Origin of the sequence: Sphingobacterium sp. UBA5789 (genome assembly GCF_002418355.1) — a bacterium.
Classification (GTDB): domain Bacteria; phylum Bacteroidota; class Bacteroidia; order Sphingobacteriales; family Sphingobacteriaceae; genus Sphingobacterium.
The window spans coordinates 514,844-532,598 of the sequence record NZ_DIDX01000001.1 but is presented as its reverse complement, the minus strand read 5'-3'; the positions used below and the strand labels follow the sequence as shown (position 1 = coordinate 532,598).

Sequence of the window (17,755 nt, the reverse complement as noted above, 5' to 3'; positions counted from 1 at the left end):
AGCATCCACGTCATTATCTATTTTACTAATCTATACTTTATTTTTTCTTATTCGTAAATAAGTAAAGTTGAACTCCCAAAAGTTATCTCACCCCCCCTTTCATTCTCTAATTCTATTCTAATATTAAACTTAGAAGATTCTAATGTCATACTTTTATTTTTGACTCTGTCTCTATTGCTTTATTAAGACCTTTTTTTATGTTGAAAACTCAAAAATTAATTGCTGGTATTTTTCTGATATTCCCATATTTTCTTTCTGCACAAACGCTTCCTACCGACTCCCTTAAATCCCTGCATATTGATGAAATCGAAATATCATCTAAATATTATAAGCGCTATAATGCTAAACAGCTATCTGAGGGATTAAGGCTGGAAGCCTTGCTACTGAAAGCGCCACAAAATATTCAGGTAATAAACAGTGAGGTATTCAAGGATCAGGGGATTAGCAATCTGAATGAAGCGGCGACAAGGAATGTAAGCGGAACTCTCCGTGAAGAATTGCATAATGGCATATCTCCTGACATCTATTCGAGAGGGGGATATATCAGCGCACAACGCAATGGTGTGGATATGCGTCCTTTAGGAAAAGGCCCGATCGGGGACGATATTTCGATTATAGAGCGTGTTGAATTTTTAAAAGGACCTAGTGGATTTATGCATGCCATCAGCGATCCTTCCGGTTCCTATAATGTTGTAACAAAAAAACCCCGCGGAGAAACCAGAAGAAGTGTTGACTTGTTAACAGGAAGCTTCGGGCTATTACGGGCAGCAGTTGATCTGGATGGAAAACTGGATAAGGATAACAAGATTCAATATCGTATAAATACTATGGCGATGCGGGCCAATGGTTTTCTTAAGTATGATCGTAACAACAGGATGATATTTGCGCCATCACTAACCTACAAATTCAGTGAACGGTCTTCACTGACTGCCGAATATATTTACCAGCAACTAAACTATCTGCTCCTGAGTGAAGCCCAGATGTCTCCCTACGGTTTCGGAACACTTCCCATTGATTTCACCATTACCGATCCCAGTATCAGACCATTTATTGGAAATGATCATAATGCATTCCTGACCTATCAAAACAGATTTAGAAAAGAGTGGGAGTTTACAGCAAAACTTGCCTATATAAATAGTGGATACAATGGTACATTATTTTGGGTAAATAGTGCCAATAAAGATAATATAGATATACTGGACCGCAATCTGGTATATGACTCAAACAAGTATCGTGTACTTTCTTCACAACTCTATATAAACGGGCATTTCAGAACAGGATCCGTAGGTCATCATATTATTACAGGAATTGATGTGAACAGTAAATTGTCAAGAAATTGGGATACATGGGGAACCGCAAGTACAGTATATCCCCTCTCCATATCCAATCCTGTATATACCCAGACGATTCTAAATAATGGAAAGGGCGGAGATTTTGATTCCGAAAATATAATTTCATCCGAAGGGAACAAAATACGTCGTCAGCTTTCATACGCCTCCGCATACTTTATGGATGAACTGATGTTTCTGGATGATAAACTACTTGTTTCTCTTGGATTGCGACTGACAGTCTCTAACGGAAAAACCAACGATTATGGAACAAAGGGCGATTCAGAAGATTTGGTACTGACGCCGAGGATAGGAATTAATTATTCACTTGATGCTAACACCTCATTATATGCGCTCTATGATCAAAGTTTTTTACCGCAAGTGGGGCTCGCAGTAGATGGTAATGCACTGAAGCCACTACAAGGTGTGAACTATGAACTGGGAATCAAGCGGGATTGGATGGAAGGCAGATGGAATACAAGTCTTTCTGTATACCATATCGAGCGAAACAGGCTGATCACACCTGACCCAACTTCCAATTTGATCTATCAGACTGGCGAGAGCCAGTCCAGAGGGATAGAATTTGACTTGAAAGGGCGCCTGGCAAGAGGGTTAAATGCTATTATCAACTATGCCTATACAGATTCCAAAATTACAGCTGATGAAATAAATCCAACTGCCATAGGACTGGCTACCCCCAACAGAGTCAGACACATACAAAACACTTGGATTAACTACTTGTTGCCAATGCAACATATAAAAGGTTTCACCGTATCAGTGGGTTATCAGCTATTGTCCGGCAGGACAGAGCGCTTTAGCAGTGTTGCACCTGCTGATCTGAAAGATATCTTCAGGCTAGATGCCGGTGCAGGCTGGAGTAATGAAAAATACCGGGTCAACCTGATTGTAAATAATGTATTGAACGACAAGATGTATTCTACAGCATGGCGTAACGGTGCAAGAGATATGTATTACTGGGTTCAGGTGGCTCCTATACATGCCCGTCTTTCTCTGGGCGTAAATCTATAAAATGATGAATAAATATATAATCTGTCTCTCTATTCTTATCACTTGCAGCCTTTTTTTATTCAGCTGCGATAATCCATCTTCCAGGCAAACAAAGGAAGTACAGACTAACAATATTAAGGTGACTGATGCTCTGAATAATGAGGTTGTACTGGAAAAACCAGTTGAAAAGATTATCTGCCTCTATGAACCCGGACTCGACGCCTTGTATATGCTGCATGCAGAAAGTAAACTAACCGGTATTTATAATGACGTTTATACAAGCAATGAACTTTTTCCATTTTATTCTAAAATGGACGACAGGATTGCAAAAAAGCAGCTTCCGGAAGCCGGCATAAACAATGGCGCCAGTATAGAGCGCGTAATTCAATTGGCACCAGACCTGGTTTTAATGCATGCCGGACAGGAGGATGCTATCAAAACACTAAAAAATGCGGGAATACAAGTATATGCAATCAATGCAAACTCAAAGAAAGAAGTCATTAAAACAGTAACAGATATCGCTGCCCTGACCGGAAAGAAAGAGAGAGGTGAAGAACTGCTTGCATATGTTGAAAAGAAAGTGGACGAAATGAAGAAACATTCCGAGAAAGTTGAAAAAAGAAGACGTGTATATTTTGCCTGGGCATATGGCCGGGTCTTTTCAACAACAGGAACCAACAGCATGATGCATGCGTGTCTTGAAATGGCAGGTGTAGAAAATGTCTGTCCTTTTGAGGTAGATCAACCAAATATTAATGCGGAAACTTTAATTGGCTGGAATCCTGATATGATTGTCATGTGGAATGACAGCCCTGATCTTTTCTACGGGAGAAAAGAATTTAGCGACATCTTAGCAATAAAAGAGCGTCAGATCTTTAATCTTTTACCTATGTTTTTTTATAACCCGCACACGTTAAAGGCACTTTGTACAGCGACAGCAATACATCAATGGGCATATCCTAACAAAGAAGGAAACTCTGTGCAACAGGTAGAACAGGTTTTTATTCAATTATACGGAAAAGAAAAAACGGATAAAATTATAGCTTTATTATGAAGATGAAAAATATTGCGTCTTATTGGGACAAACAAAGTGTGCTATGGCGGGAAGAAAAAGAAGAAGCATGGAATACTCCTGTAATGAATCGGTGGGTTGATTTTTTCAGATCTTTGCGTACGCAGGAAATACATATGGGAAATAAGATGCTTGAAATAGGTACTGCATCTGGATATTTTGCCAATATTATAACAAAAGCTGAATTTGATGTGACTGCGATAGATCTTTCTCCACTGATGATTAGAGAGGCTGAAGCTGTATCCAACCAATTAAAACTGTCGGTAAATTACAAAATAATGGATGCACAACAATTAACATTTGCTGACGGAGAATTCGATTTCATTTTCACCCGGCTTATGACCTGGACAATTCCCGATCTTCTGAAGTGTTATCAGGAGGCATTCCGTGTGTTGAAACCAGGAGGTGTGTTCCTCAACTTTGATGGTGACTTCGGTCAAACTATTTTTACACAGGAGGGACACGAAAGATACCCTGCAGCCATTATGGAAGAAGCAAACACAATCAAATCCAAGTTAGATATCAGTAAATATAAACGTCCTGAGAAAGATATAGAGCTGTTGCAAAAAGCAGGCTTTAGCACTATACGTACAGACTGGAAAACCCAGCAATACATAGAGACCGGAAAAGATGATGCCGATTCTACACTTTTTTATATACACGCAATCAAAACAGTTCAATAATTATAAATTATCATGGAAAATTATGAACATATAACCAGATAGACCTTTAATATCCACAAAAAACTATCCCATACGATAGATTATTACAAACCGGGAATGCGGGTCATACGCTGAATATCTATACTATAAATATCATTTTACAGGATATTCTCCAGATATTTCAGTACTTCTTCCTTTTTACGGCTAGACACTGGTATCTGTTGATTATTTTGCATCTGCAAAAATCCTTCTCTGTAATATTTGATCACATAATGGAAATTGACCAGATAAGACTGGTGACAACGGAGAAAACCAAAAGGGACCAATATACCTTCGTACTCAATCAGTCCTTTAGAAACCAGGATTTCGCGTTTATCCTTCAGGAAAAAAGTGGTATATCCTTTATCACTTTTACAATACATGATGTCTTCAATGGGCACTACTTCAATATATTCCACGCTTTTCAATGCAATACGTTTTGTACTGGCAACGCCTTGATTAGTATAATGATGTCTTGCAATTTCCAGTTGCTGCCGATCGAAATGTTCCTGTGTACGGTGATGATAACATCTATCCAGAATTTCTTCCAGAGCCGTCTCATCTATAGGTTTGAGCAGGTAACCAAAAGCTCCCATATTAAGCGCCTGAATAGCATACTGATCATAAGCGGTCAAGAAAACCACCTGAAAATTTTCATTTCCAATTTCATCAAACAACTGAAAGCTATCGCCGTCCTTCAGTCTTATATCTGCCAGAATGATGTCCGGTTTCAGTTCTGGTATCTCTTTGGCGGCTTTGGAAACTTCAGCAGAAGTTCCTACAACTTGTACATAAGAGATGTTCCGGACAACTTTTAAAAGATGTTGCAGAATTCGTGTTTCGTCTTCAAGAATATAAAGCTTCATATATTTTTAGTTTTCAGATTAATCTTTCATTTCAGGAATTACAATATGTACTACTACTCCATTTTCTCCAAATTGTTTTTTATCCTGTGTTTCAAATTTTGCTTCTTCTCCTTTGGATTTAAAGAGTACCTCTAATCTTTCTTTAAGGATAATACTCGCAAGAGACTGTTTCTTATGCTCGCTTTTACCTTTTTCCGTAAATCCTGTACCGTTATCATCCACAACAATCTGCATCTGCTGATCTCTGACACTAAAGGATAACTTCAATAAGCCTTTGTATGGAATGTTTCTGAAACCATGCTCTATTGCATTTTCAACAAATGGCTGAATCAACATCGGAGGAATAAAGGTACTTTCGGCAGCAGTATCTTCATCAACACTAATCTCGTAGTCGAAAAGCCCTACAAATCTCATCTGTTGCAATTCAAGATAATTTCGTAGCGATGTGATTTCTTCTTCCAGACTAATAAAGTCTTGTCTGTTTTGTTCCAGCACATTACGAAGCAGTCTTGAAAAAGCCGTTAGATAACGCACAGATTCCTTGGAGTCTCCGGTCGCAATAAGACTCTGTAAATTGGCAATGGCATTGAAAATAAAATGAGGGTTAAGCTGTACCTGAAGCAACTTTTGTTCAATATTCAATCGCTGATTTTCTGATTGCAAAAGTTTATTTTTTTCTTTCAGGCGATACTGACGCTGGATAATATACAGGAATGACAATATACCGATGAAAACAAGGGATGCCAGTACAAGCGTCCACCGTTGTTGCTGAATGATCTTTTCATTGAGCACATTCCGGTTACTCAGCTCTGCGATATTACGGTCCTTTTTCTCCGCTTCATACTTTTCATGTATTTCTGCAACTTTCACCGCATCAATCTCTTTCAGGTTACTCAATTCCAGATCATAAGCCTGTTCAGCCACTTCCAGTGCTTCTACATGAGCCTCCACCATCTTATATGCATTAATCAACCCTCTGTAATAAACAGGTTTTTGTTTTCCGGCGGGATTCTTTTTAGCAAATGCAATCGCTTCTTTATAATAATAGATTGCGGAGTCTGCCTGCCTGTTATGAATAAAGCTGGTGGCCAGATTATTATAAGCAATATCATTCAGGTTATTCGTCTTTTTCAGGTAATTAAAATAAGTCCGGCTACTCGCCAGTGCCTTATCATATTTCATCTGGCGCACGTATACCTGGGCTTCATTATCGTATGTGCGGGCTATAGCCAGACTATCATGTATGCTTTTGGCGAGCTTGCGGGCCTTGTCATTATACAACTTCATTTTTTCATAATCTCCCAAACGGGAGGCCAGCAAAAATGAAATATCATAATAGCGCTGTTCAATCACAGGGTGTGATTTATACGGATGTTTTTCATAATAACTTTCCGCATATCCTAAGGAAACCTTTTCATTATCATTCTGAAAATATGCCTTGGCTAGCAGATCGTAAAAACGGTATATAAAACGACTCTGACGGCGCTCCGCTGTTTCCAGTCCATTAACAATCTTTTTCATCACAGATGCACTCACTGTCACCCCGTTATTGATTGTATAATCCAGCATATTAACTGTTTTCAATAATTCAATATCATCATCCGGACTTTTTCCTTTCATTTTTTCATATTCCATCAATGCACTGTCCCGCAGCTTGTCCTGCATGTACATTCTTGCTTTGAAATAATGGTAAAATGGATTATTAGCAGTATCTGTATTGTGATTCAGCAGGTTGTATTCACGGTTAAGCACTTTTTTATAGGCTCCTGAAGATAACGTATCCATAGAAATGATCAGAGACAGATAATCCTTTTGAGTGGTTACGTTGGATTTTGTTTTCTGATCCTGATTTCTTTCTTCCTTTTGCCTGCAGGAAAAGAAAAACAGCAAAGACAAAATCAGAAAAATAAAATATGCTTTTCTTGCAATCATAAGTACTACAATTATAACTAAAGCTAAAAACAGCTCTACCAGACTATTTCGCTTTCTGTGCCGAATTTATATGGAATTGATCTAAAGGTAAAAATAGAAAACTTCTGAAAAAATAGCGGGTAAATATTTGATGGCTTTCACCCTATATATGTGCAGGATGCTGTCATATTTGTATACTACAACAAATAAAGGACAGATTACAACAGATATAGATCCGAAGGCAACAGATATGGATCGTCCCATTTCACGACACAGAGACGGCTTTATATTTGTTTTATCATGTATAATATGAAATTGATCCTTACGTGTATACTAATCATGACGCTGTCCACTTCCTTTGCCCAATACAGCAAGGAAGACAGTATACGTATGGAGACACTGGAAGATCAGATAGAAGAAGCATCCCGGCAAGATGACAATGTTCTAAAAGCCAGTCTGTATGAGGAACTGCTACAGATCGCTCCCAAAAACGGCCGGTATCTTAACAATGCAGGGACTTCATATTTCTACCTGAAAGATTATCAGAAAGCAAAAGAAAAATTCAGACTGGCAGTATTATACGCTCCGGAAAAGCAAGCACTGTATTTCACAAACCTGAGTGCTGCCTTTGCGAAGCTGGAAGACTGGGAAAGGGCATACGACTATGCCCGAAGAGCTCTGGAAACTGAAGAAACAGATCTCACGCTATTTAATGCAGCTTCTCATGCAAATAATGCTGGAAAAACAAATGCCTGTCTTCAGATACTCGACAACGCAACTATTCCTTTAACGGCAGACGTACAAAGTTTATATGCCAGAAGCTACATGACTCTGGGAGATCCGACTAAAGCTATTGAACACTATGAATTATTCTTCAGATCGTATGATATAACATCGGCAGTTGCTAAGGATATCAATATGGACGATGAACGCAGCAATCTGTATCAATCTTATTTATACGAACTCTCCCTGAAAGCATATCAGAATATTCCTATGGATCCTGACTGGCAACGCATGACAAATCTGTATATCACACTCATGAATACAGCACATAAAAGAGCGGTAACATGGACTGGTACATTGAGTCGTATGAATGAAATATTGCCGTTACAACCTGCTTATAAAAAGAATTTTAAGGTTCTGATTTATGCATATAAAGGTTTGAATGAGGAAGAAAAAATCTGGAGCAGATATATGCTGAAGGATTCGGCTGAGGCAAAAGTGATGGCTCAAAAGTGGATTCATGATCATCAGAATACGCAGGATTACAGGCAAAATCAACGAATAAGAAGAATAATCTTTTATCTTGCTCTGGATGAGTATCTCTGCCAATGGAGTAAGTCCAAACAGCATGACACATCAGTACTTAAAGAGTTGACAGGGATATTTTCAACACTATTTGATAAAGAGAAGCTTCATACAAGTACCTCAAATCTGCTCCAGGACGATTTCTTACCTCCTACATTTCAGGAGATAGCAAAAAAACTTAAACAAACATTTGCAAACAGGAAAGATGCTTTGCCCCTGATAGAAGGATTTATATATGCACTTCCAGACAGTCAGGTCAAGACAGAGATGATCAAAGAAATACCTAAGTAAAAAAATTATGGAACATCAGAAACCTCTACTAACATATAAGAACCGTCGTAAACAAAGGATTGTTATTCTTATAACTTTACTCCTGCTAGCCGGTGCCTCTACCTGTTATTTTTTCTATAAAAAGGACGCAAAGAAGCCTTTAACAGAAGTGAAAAAAGAAAAAACTGACAGTTTAAGCAGAGATTCACTACACGCTGACAGTACCCAAAAAAATATTATCAGACAACATCCGTCTCCTTCTGACATTGATGAAGAACCGACAGCATACAGTGAGCGCTACCTTATCCAACCCGTAACAGTTAACGGACGCCATTTCAGATTCGGCGATAAAGTATTTGTAAATGAGGATCGCTCAGATGCGGAGAAATCCTTTATCTATCTTCGATCTTCTTCCGGTTCCTTTTCCAAAACACCTCTGCTCATCAGCAGCGAAATACTCGTCCCGGAATCTCAATATGAAGAATACAGACAGTACTTCTCTCTTTCACCATTTAGTGAGCTTGATTTGAAAACTAAAAAGCTATTGCTATCCGAAAATTACAGCAATGGTACAACCTATAGCATTACACAAAATGCAGAAAGGGCAAAGTCAACAATTTGCTTTGGAGATTTTGATGCAGATGGAAAAAAGGATGTAGCCGTTATCACGGATAATAATGAAAAGCAAAAAAGCAGATTGCTTATTATTTGTACCAACACGGCAACGCAGGAAAAGTACCTGGCATTTTCAGAAAATTATTCCGACAAAATGAAGATCAATTCTTTCAAAAAAGATGCAAAAGTAATCATGAATACTGCAGAACTTACCCTTGCTCCTGTAGATGGAATCATTCTCCGGGGTGAAGATGTAAAGCTGGCGATTATGTACGATGTGAAATTACAGAAATTCAAAACCTACTATCAGGAATAGTAGAAAATAGAAAATGAAAGCAGTAAATTTATAGATTGAATTCTTTATTTGTGATACTGCGACCACATATTCATACATCATAACGAGATGAACAAAAAACGACTGTTTACGATTCTGTTTGCATTGACTTTTGTCTTGCTCACTTCCTGTATTTCCAGATTAAGAAGACCGGAGATTACAGGGAAAGTCCTGGATTACAATAATAATCCGATACCGGATTGTCATGTCGGAGAAGCTGTAACAGATAGCCTGGGAAATTTTGTTTTACCGGAGCAGAGATATAATGCCTTTCTTCTTACTGAAATATTTTACATGGAAGCCCCACCTATGCATGTAGGTGAAATCATAGAAAAACCCGGATATGAGTCTGATGAGATTGAAATGTTCAGCAGATACGGAGGCGGCAGGGGCAAAGGCGCAAAAATGGATGTAGGAAATATCTATCTGAGGAAAATAAATGAAAAGATAAACATACCTCAAGTATTACAAGGGGAATGGTTACTAAGTGCAAATAAGCAACTGGACACCTTATATCTGGTGCATTCAAAAATGAGAGAGTTGTATACAACCTCAAAATTTCAGAATTTTTACAGCTTGTATGAACAATACACGGACAACTACCTCCGCAGTTTCGGTCCCGATAATTTACCTGAAGGGACAATTCGTAAATTCAATTATCTGGAATTCTGTAATGATCGAAAGATCAGACTGACAAAGATCATTCAACATGGAAATAAAGATGGAAGGCCATCCATTGGTGAAAAGAACATACCCAATGATACCCTGCAATTTTCCGGCACGTGGAACATGGTCAATGATACTACTTTACACTTTGCAACAGATGATAAAGAGTTGAACAGTACTTATCAGATTCTTCAATCGGACAAATCATTTTTCCAACTCCGAAAATCAAAATAATATCTGTTTATGATCCGGAGTATTCCGAGCCATTGGTCGCAATATAAACACTGGGTGTCACACCATAATGCTTATGAAAATCACGCGAGAAATTAGATTGTATGCTGTAACCCACCATTGTTGCTATCTGAGTGATATTATATTCTTTTTGTAGAAGCAGTTCAGCAGCTCTTTTTAATCTGGATATGTTGATCAGTTCATTAGGCGTAAGATCAGACAGGCCCTTAATCTTGCGATATAAAGTAGGCCGGCTCATATTCATTAACTTAGCCAGTTCTTCTACATTCAGATCGATATCCGAAATGTTGTCGTAAATAACAGTATTGAGCTGGCTGATAAAATCTTTATCCTTCGCTGAAACATTGATATCCGTTAACTTTGAGGCTGGAGAATTGGTAAAATATGCTCGGATAATCTTTCGGTTTTTTAGTGTATTACGTATTTGTACAAGTAAATACTCCATTGAAAACGGTTTTTCAATATAAGCATCTGCGCCTGTTTTTATTCCTTCAATTTTGGCATCTAAAGCATTTTTAGCTGTAAGAAAGATCACCGGAATATGGCTGTACAGAAGATCTGTCTTGATTCGTTTACACAGAGCCAATCCATCCATGACCGGCATCATAATATCAGTCAGCACCAACTGCACATTGCTACTATCGAGAATATCAAGAGCTTCCGCCCCGTTGGTAGCTCTCAGGATAGTGTAGTTCACCTTTAATTCCTTATTGAGATAGGCCAGTATTTCCTTATTATCTTCTACAAGCAGAATAACCGGTTTATCAGTGTCTTCGCTATTGTATTCATTTTCTGATGTATTATCTTCTGTATCTCCGGAGTCCTCATCGAGAGCTTTTATATCTAACGACTGCTCCTGTAAAATAGGGCAGGAAAGCAGAAAGAGATTTAGGGATTCTTCTGTATGAACCAGAGACAACACTCCTTTATGCAACTCCACCAATGAACGGGAAAGTGGCAGACCAATACCCGTCCCCGTACCTTTTTGTGTGTCGTTAATCCTGTAAAAAGGCTCAAATATTTTTTCCTTTTTATCTGATGGTATTATTTTACCATCATTTCTAAACTCAATGTTAAACATGATATCGTCACTATTGAAAGGCAGAAGCTTTACCCTAACCTCATGATCGGCATATTTAATAGCATTATGAATCAGATTCGTGAGTATTTTTCTAAATGCTTCTTCATCTACATAAGCTGTCAGACTTATACGGGGTAAAGCAAGTTCATATTGTAATGATCTGTCTTTTGCCAGATAGTTCAGATCATTGAATACTTCGGACAATAGTGCATTTATATCCGTTTTGGTGAAAGTAAGGCTCATATTATTGTTTTCTGCTTTTCTAAAGTCTAATAACTGATTGGTCAGGCGTATAAGTCGCAGGGTGTTTTTTTCGATCAGACTCAAATCCCTGACAGTCTCGTTATCTGTAAATTTTTGTGTACGTATGATTTTTTCCAATGGCATCCTGATCAACGTGAGCGGTGTCCGGATCTCATGTGCCAGATTGGTAAAAAACTCCAGTTTAAGATTGTAAATCTCCTGTTCTTTTCTCCGCTCATAGATATCCATTTTACGGGTATTATTGGACTTGATCCATAAAAAATAATACCTTAAAATGAGAAAAATGATCGTTCCAATTGTCAATGAATACAGCAGGTAGGCCCAGGTAGAAAACCACCAGGGAGGGGAAACAATAATTCGTAATTCTTTTATTTCCTTATTCCACACCCCATTATTATTGGCACCGGTGAACTTAAATGTATACGACCCCGGAGGTAATTTGTTGTAATAAATCTTCTGATTCCCGGTGGTCTCTGTCCATCCTTTATCATATCCCTCCATGATATACCGGTACGCATTGCTCTCAGGAGACACATAACTTAATGCTGCAATGTTAAAGTTGATATTTGAATGATCATAGGTAAGTCTGATTAGTCCGGACATAGAGATAGATTGTCTCAGGAATCCATCTGACCTGACAGGTACATCAGCATTGTTAATTTGTATATCGCTGATAAATATGGGAGGTACGAAATGATTTTTAATGGATCTTGCAGGATTAAAACTGACCATGCCCTTAATCGTACCAAAATATAATGTTCCGTCTGTATCTTTAAATGCAGAGTTGTAATTAAATTGGTCTGTAGGCAGGCCATCTCTTGCCGTATAGGTAACGCTTTTGGAATTATTCTCTTCCAGTCTGACCAAACCTTTACCTGTAGATATCCATATCGTATGGTTATCATCTTCCAGAGCTTTGAACACCTGATTGGAAGACAATCCTGCCACAGCAGGATAATTGGTAAAATGTCCGTTTCTGTTATACTTTGAAAGTCCACCTTCTGTACAAAGCCAGATATTTTTTTTGCTATCCTCAAATAATCCGTTTACATAATTATTGATTAATGTATTTGATTTGCCCTGCTCACTATACAACTCATGTACAACTCCTGATGTCCGGTTATAGATCAACACACCACTTCCATATGTATTGATCCAAAGTATTCCGTCTGTATCTTCATGTATCCCCTGTATCCAGGCAGATTTGACGGGTAACAATTTAAAGCTATTCTTCTTTTTATCATATGCATACAAGCCGCGGTCAGTCCCGACCAACATCGTGTTATCTTTCGTTCTATACAGACAAACAACAAACTTACTTTGCAAAACTCCCTCTCCTATTGCATTATAGTGGCGCTTCAGTTTGCCAGTCTTGATATCCAGAATATCGAGCCCGTGTGATGTCGAACCCACCCACAATTCATCGTCCATAGTTGTCAGCCCATGGATATTCGTCAGCGTGATACTTCCCGGTTTTCCATCAGCAATAAAATGCTGAATCAGGCCAGATTGGGAATTGATCTTGTTCAGTCCGCCATCTTCTGTCCCAATCCAGAAATTACCAAATTTATCCTTAATAATCTCATGTACTATATTTCCCGAAAGAGCCGATTTCCCGGAACCGGATAAATATTTCTTAAAATTGTCAAACTGATTGATATACTGATTCAATCCCCCGAAAAAAGTGCCTGTCCAGATGCTACCTTCCTTATCTCTGTAGAAATCTACAATAACGTTATCAGATATCGTAAATGGGTTAAGAAGATCCTTTTTTATATGATGTATACTTCCCGTCTCCATATCATAAGTATAAATTCCGGTTTCCGTTCCGAGCCAGAATACGGATGCCGATTGCTGAATAATACTATTGATCTGAATTACTTTTTTGGGAAATATCTGCGAAAATAAATCAATTGGTTTTCCTTGCTTTAAATCAAATAAATAGGCTGTATTGGTCGTTCCGATAATCAGAAGAGAGTCATGGATCCCGTAAACCGTTTTAATATTAGATCGGATATTTTCGGGGATGGATTGCAGATTTATTTCAATAAACTTGTTAAGTTTTGGATTATAGCGCTTTACAGCACGTTTGCTATTGACAATCCAAAGCGTACCCTCAAGATTACAGGTAGCCGCAATAATCTCTCCTTTTTCACGTTCAACTGGTATTATTCCTGCGTCAGAAGGATTGTATCTGTAAAGTTTGTTATTGGAGGTAAGCCAGATAAAACCACCGGATTCTTTTATGAGTCTGACCTCTCCTAAAGGTATCTTATTGAAAAGACTGAAATTCTCTTGTACAGGATTGTAAAGATAGACACCCTGTGTAGTGCCTACCCACATCGCTCCTTTCTTGTCGGTCAGTAAACTCAGTATAGAAGAACTTCCTATACTCCGTATATCGGAAACTTCGTGTCTGAATATTTTAAATCGGTTGCCATCGAATCGGTTTAATCCATTTCTGGTACCAAACCATAAAAAACCCTGTTGATCCTGTGTAATAGATGTTATGGTATTATTGGAAAGGCCATCATTTGTCTGGTAATTCTTAAAATAGGTAGGCTGCGCCTGTACAACGCTCGTTACAAGCAAGATACAAACCACACAATTAAAGATAACTCTTTTCAATTTCTACTTTTTTAAACTAAAATAATCAATAAAAGGACAAAAAATAGTTTTACTGATACGATATGATATAAAATTGAGACGCTGTGATTGAAGTTACAATATTGCTTTGCTGATTTTTATGTAATTATAATAACCAAATATAAACGTATGCTTTGCCGTAAAATTTTACCGGAAAATATCTGGGCATTTGTTTTTCAGTCCGTCAGCTACTGACACACAGCTGTGTATCAATAGCTTAGGAGCGTATTAATTCGAATGCACATTTAATGTGTGGGTTAGTGAAAGGTACTTTCCTTAACCGACCGGAACATCTGCTGAGTAGTATTCAATCAATTATAAAAAAGCGAAGATGAACGATATACTTCCTTGATTTCATATCCGGAAGAATACATCATCTGATTACTTGATAATTAGTATCAATTAAACCATCAATCAAAAAATGTATGAAAAAAAAACTACTTGTACAATGCATGATGACGATGTCATTACTGTTCGTATCATTTATCGTTGTTGCTCAGACAAGAGTCCTGACGGGAAAGGTTGTAGATGAAAGTGCAAATCCTCTTGCAGGTGCTACAATTAAAGTTAAAGGGAGCACAATAGCTACAAGTTCAAGTGTGAGCGGGGCCTTCTCTGTAGAAATCCCCACTGATGCACAGTCTCTGGAGGTCTCTTTTATCGGGTATATCACCAAAGATGTGCCGATCAGCGGTAACGATATAACAATAACAATGGAACCAAATGCGGATCACGGTCTGGATGAAGTGGTGGTTATCGGATATGGAACAGCCCGAAAAAAAGATCTGACAGGTGCTATGGTAACAATTGGAGCGAAAGACTTTAACAAAGGTCTGATGACCAGCCCTGATCAATTAATTCAGGGAAAAACGCCGGGTGTAATGGTGATCAATAACACCGGTCAACCGGGAGGTTCCACGACAGTACGTATCCGTGGAAATTCATCCATCAGAGCCAGTAATAATCCGTTATTTGTATTAGATGGTGTACCGATGTCCGGAAATTCTCCCTTACCTGAAGGACGCGGAGGGTTTTCATCAGACCGGGGTAACCCACTCACCTACCTCAATCCGGGTGATATAGCAAGTATGGATATTCTTAAAGATGCATCTGCGACAGCGATCTATGGATCAAGAGGTGCCAATGGGGTTGTTATCATAACAACAAAGAAAGGAAAAATAGGATCACCGGAAGTTTCTGTAGGTGCTTCTACGGGTATTTCGAGCATGCGTGAATATCCCGATGTGTTAACTGCTGCAAGATTCCGGGAGGCATTAAACTATTATACGCCTTCCGAAGCCGCAAATGCAGATTTCGGAGCTGAAGAGGATGCTTTTAAAGCAATTACACGAAATGCTGTAACACAAAACTATTATGCAGATGTATCCGGCGGTACCGAACACGGAAAATATCGTCTTTCCGGTGGCTATTTAAACCAAAATGGTATTATAAAAGGATCACAGTTAAAGAAATATACAGCAAACTTCACCGGTAATTTCAGATTCCTGGAAAACAAAAGACTGGGACTCGATTTTTCTGTATTTCTTACCCAAATGGATAACAAATATGCACCAATCAATGCAATGGTAGGTTCAGAAGGAAATGTAATATCTCAGGCCCTGCAATGGAACCCAACACGGCCGATCAGGGATGATCAGGGAAATCTGACCTTTGTAAGCACCACTACCCGTAATCCTTTAACAAGTATTGAAGCTTTTAAAGATCTGGCAGTAACCAACACTATGGTGGTTAACATTGCACCATATTACAAAATCACGGATGATCTGGAGTACCGGTTCATCTACAGTGCTATGCGACAAACCGGTAACCGACAGGGAATGTACAGAGCAGGTCTCATTGACCCTTCTGCTGTAAATAATGAACAGGCTTTCATTTCAAATAACGGAGAGACAAATTTACAGATGACTCATATGCTGTCTTACAACAAACAGATTAATTCTGATTGGAATGTGAATGCGGTAGTTGGCTATGAATATCTGGATTATAATTTCAACAATAACATATCTTTTGGCGGAGGATTCCGATATATGGGACTTGATTATTTTGACTATATGCAATATTCTCCTGTTGCAACGAGAGAAATATCATCATACAGAAGCCCTACAAATCAGTTACAATCCCTGTTTGCACGTGGTGGGGTTAATTATCTGAACCGTTATTTATTTACTGCTACAGTAAGAAGAGACGGCTCAACCAAATTTGGGGAGAATAACAAATATGCTATGTTCCCTTCTCTGGCACTGGCCTGGAATATAGCAGAGGAAGAGTTCCTTAAATCAAATGGAAATCTGAATCAACTGAAACTAAGATTGGGATGGGGTAAAACCGGGAACCAGGAGTTTCCTTCCGGAGCTTCATTAAACAGACTTATTTTTGGTAATCAAAGTATCAGTCAGGCCAATTACGGCAATGATGATTTAAAATGGGAAACATCCACGACCTTCAATGCGGGTATTGACTTTGGATTTTTGGGGAATCGCCTTTACGGATCAATTGATTATTTCAACAAAAAAACTACAGATGCTTTATTTGAACAGACGCTCGCTCAACCTGCACCTGCAGGCCGTATATGGGTGAATCTGGATGGCGAAATTGTAAATAAGGGTGTCGAAATTTCATTAACAGGAACAATCATTAAAAGTAAGGACTGGATCTGGGACCTTACCGGAAATGCTACTTTCTTGAAAAACAGTGTAAGCGGTTTAGTCGGTTATTATGAAACCGGAGCATTGAGAGGACAAGGTTTTTCTGGAGTATTGGGACAACGAATGGTTAACGGACAGCCTTTGAACGTCTGGTATCTGGCAGACTATCAGGGAATAGATCCGCAAACAGGTATGAGTATGTATCGCGGACTTGATGGAAGTATCAGCAGCGCAAATGATCCTGCTATTAACAAATTTTATTCAAATAGCCCCAATCCGACTACTTTGTTAGGTATTTCGACCAATGTATCTTACAAGAAAATTTCTCTGGCAGCCAATCTGAATGGAGCTATGGGGCACTACCTGTTCAACAATACTGCAGCGACAACATTAGGATTAAGTAACCTGTCTTCCAGAAATATCGGATCAGCATTCTTCGATACTTCCGTTAAGGAATCTACTTCCAATTCATCGGCTCCTTCTACAAGATTTCTGGAGAAAGGCGATTACCTGAAATTAGCGAATCTGACACTGAGCTATCGTGTAGGTGATATTGGTAAAACATTAAAGAATCTGAATGTTTCTTTAACAGGACAGAACCTCTTTATTATAACGAAGTATACAGGTTTCGATCCTGAAGTGAATACAGATGGGGCAAACAATGGTATTCCATCTCTTGGTATTGAGTATCTGCCTTATCCGCCGGCGAGAAATATTCTTTTCGGAGTCAATTTCTCACTTTAGACATGTATCACCTGATAATTGAT

At 38.6% G+C, this 17,755-nt stretch carries 10 protein-coding genes; 7 read left to right on the top strand and 3 right to left on the bottom strand.

The features are described from left to right. The first annotated feature begins 197 nt into the window (after positions 1-197). The 3 genes from B4B65_RS02235 to B4B65_RS02225 are packed head-to-tail and all read left to right on the top strand — an operon-like array spanning position 198 to position 4,091. Positions 198-2,357, top strand: coding sequence for a TonB-dependent siderophore receptor (locus B4B65_RS02235; RefSeq protein ID WP_293913022.1), 2,160 nt, complete (start codon positions 198-200; stop codon positions 2,355-2,357). Positions 2,358-2,361: 4 nt separating this feature from the next. Beyond that, positions 2,362-3,390 (top strand): ABC transporter substrate-binding protein, encoded by a 1,029-nt coding sequence (locus tag B4B65_RS02230; protein ID WP_293913020.1) that lies wholly within the window; start codon positions 2,362-2,364, stop codon positions 3,388-3,390. A gap of 2 nt (positions 3,391-3,392) precedes the next feature. Then, a complete protein-coding gene (locus B4B65_RS02225) occupies positions 3,393-4,091 on the top strand; it encodes a class I SAM-dependent methyltransferase (RefSeq protein WP_293913018.1) in 699 nt (232 codons plus the stop codon). 137 nt (positions 4,092-4,228) lie between these two features. On the opposite strand, the gene B4B65_RS02220 is transcribed toward B4B65_RS02225, so the two are convergent. Next, positions 4,229-4,975: a LytR/AlgR family response regulator transcription factor gene (locus B4B65_RS02220; protein WP_201681344.1), complete on the bottom strand. Its 747-nt coding sequence runs from the start codon at positions 4,973-4,975 to the stop codon at positions 4,229-4,231. 18 nt (positions 4,976-4,993) lie between these two features. Further along, positions 4,994-6,907, bottom strand: a complete 1,914-nt coding sequence (locus B4B65_RS02215; RefSeq protein ID WP_293913015.1) for a histidine kinase — start codon at positions 6,905-6,907, stop codon at positions 4,994-4,996. 288 nt (positions 6,908-7,195) lie between these two features. Between B4B65_RS02215 and B4B65_RS02210 the strand changes: the two genes are divergently transcribed. From B4B65_RS02210 to B4B65_RS02200, 3 genes are all read left to right on the top strand, one after another. Continuing rightward, positions 7,196-8,485 carry a tetratricopeptide repeat protein gene (locus tag B4B65_RS02210; protein WP_293913013.1) on the top strand — a complete coding sequence of 430 codons (1,290 nt, stop codon included), beginning with the start codon at positions 7,196-7,198 and terminating at the stop codon, positions 8,483-8,485. Positions 8,486-8,492: 7 nt separating this feature from the next. Then, the gene (locus B4B65_RS02205) at positions 8,493-9,395 is read left to right on the top strand and encodes a hypothetical protein (protein ID WP_293913011.1); all 903 of its coding nucleotides are present in this window, start codon (positions 8,493-8,495) and stop codon (positions 9,393-9,395) included. A gap of 87 nt (positions 9,396-9,482) precedes the next feature. After that, positions 9,483-10,313 (top strand): hypothetical protein, encoded by an 831-nt coding sequence (locus B4B65_RS02200; protein WP_293913009.1) that lies wholly within the window; start codon positions 9,483-9,485, stop codon positions 10,311-10,313. Between the two features lie 7 nt (positions 10,314-10,320). Here B4B65_RS02200 and B4B65_RS02195 read toward each other — a convergent pair whose 3' ends face one another. Further along, entirely contained in the window at positions 10,321-14,304 is a 3,984-nt protein-coding gene (locus B4B65_RS02195) for a hybrid sensor histidine kinase/response regulator transcription factor (protein ID WP_293913007.1), read from the bottom strand. Between the two features lie 443 nt (positions 14,305-14,747). Here B4B65_RS02195 and B4B65_RS02190 point away from each other — a divergent pair, with 443 nt between their 5' ends. Continuing rightward, positions 14,748-17,732, top strand: coding sequence for a SusC/RagA family TonB-linked outer membrane protein (locus tag B4B65_RS02190; protein WP_293913005.1), 2,985 nt, complete (start codon positions 14,748-14,750; stop codon positions 17,730-17,732). The last annotated feature ends 23 nt before the right edge of the window (positions 17,733-17,755 follow it).

Bases quoted from the DNA above. Each gene is read 5' to 3' on its own strand.
- B4B65_RS02225 (WP_293913018.1), top strand. From the start codon at position 3,393: ATGAAAAATATTGCGTCTTATTGGGACAAACAAAGTGTGCTATGGCGG.
- B4B65_RS02200 (WP_293913009.1), top strand. From the start codon at position 9,483: ATGAACAAAAAACGACTGTTTACGATTCTGTTTGCATTGACTTTTGTC.
- B4B65_RS02230 (WP_293913020.1), top strand. From the start codon at position 2,362: ATGAATAAATATATAATCTGTCTCTCTATTCTTATCACTTGCAGCCTT.
- B4B65_RS02220 (WP_201681344.1), bottom strand. From the start codon at position 4,975: ATGAAGCTTTATATTCTTGAAGACGAAACACGAATTCTGCAACATCTT.
- B4B65_RS02215 (WP_293913015.1), bottom strand. From the start codon at position 6,907: ATGATTGCAAGAAAAGCATATTTTATTTTTCTGATTTTGTCTTTGCTG.
- B4B65_RS02235 (WP_293913022.1), top strand. From the start codon at position 198: ATGTTGAAAACTCAAAAATTAATTGCTGGTATTTTTCTGATATTCCCA.
- B4B65_RS02210 (WP_293913013.1), top strand. From the start codon at position 7,196: ATGAAATTGATCCTTACGTGTATACTAATCATGACGCTGTCCACTTCC.
- B4B65_RS02190 (WP_293913005.1), top strand. From the start codon at position 14,748: ATGAAAAAAAAACTACTTGTACAATGCATGATGACGATGTCATTACTG.
- B4B65_RS02205 (WP_293913011.1), top strand. From the start codon at position 8,493: ATGGAACATCAGAAACCTCTACTAACATATAAGAACCGTCGTAAACAA.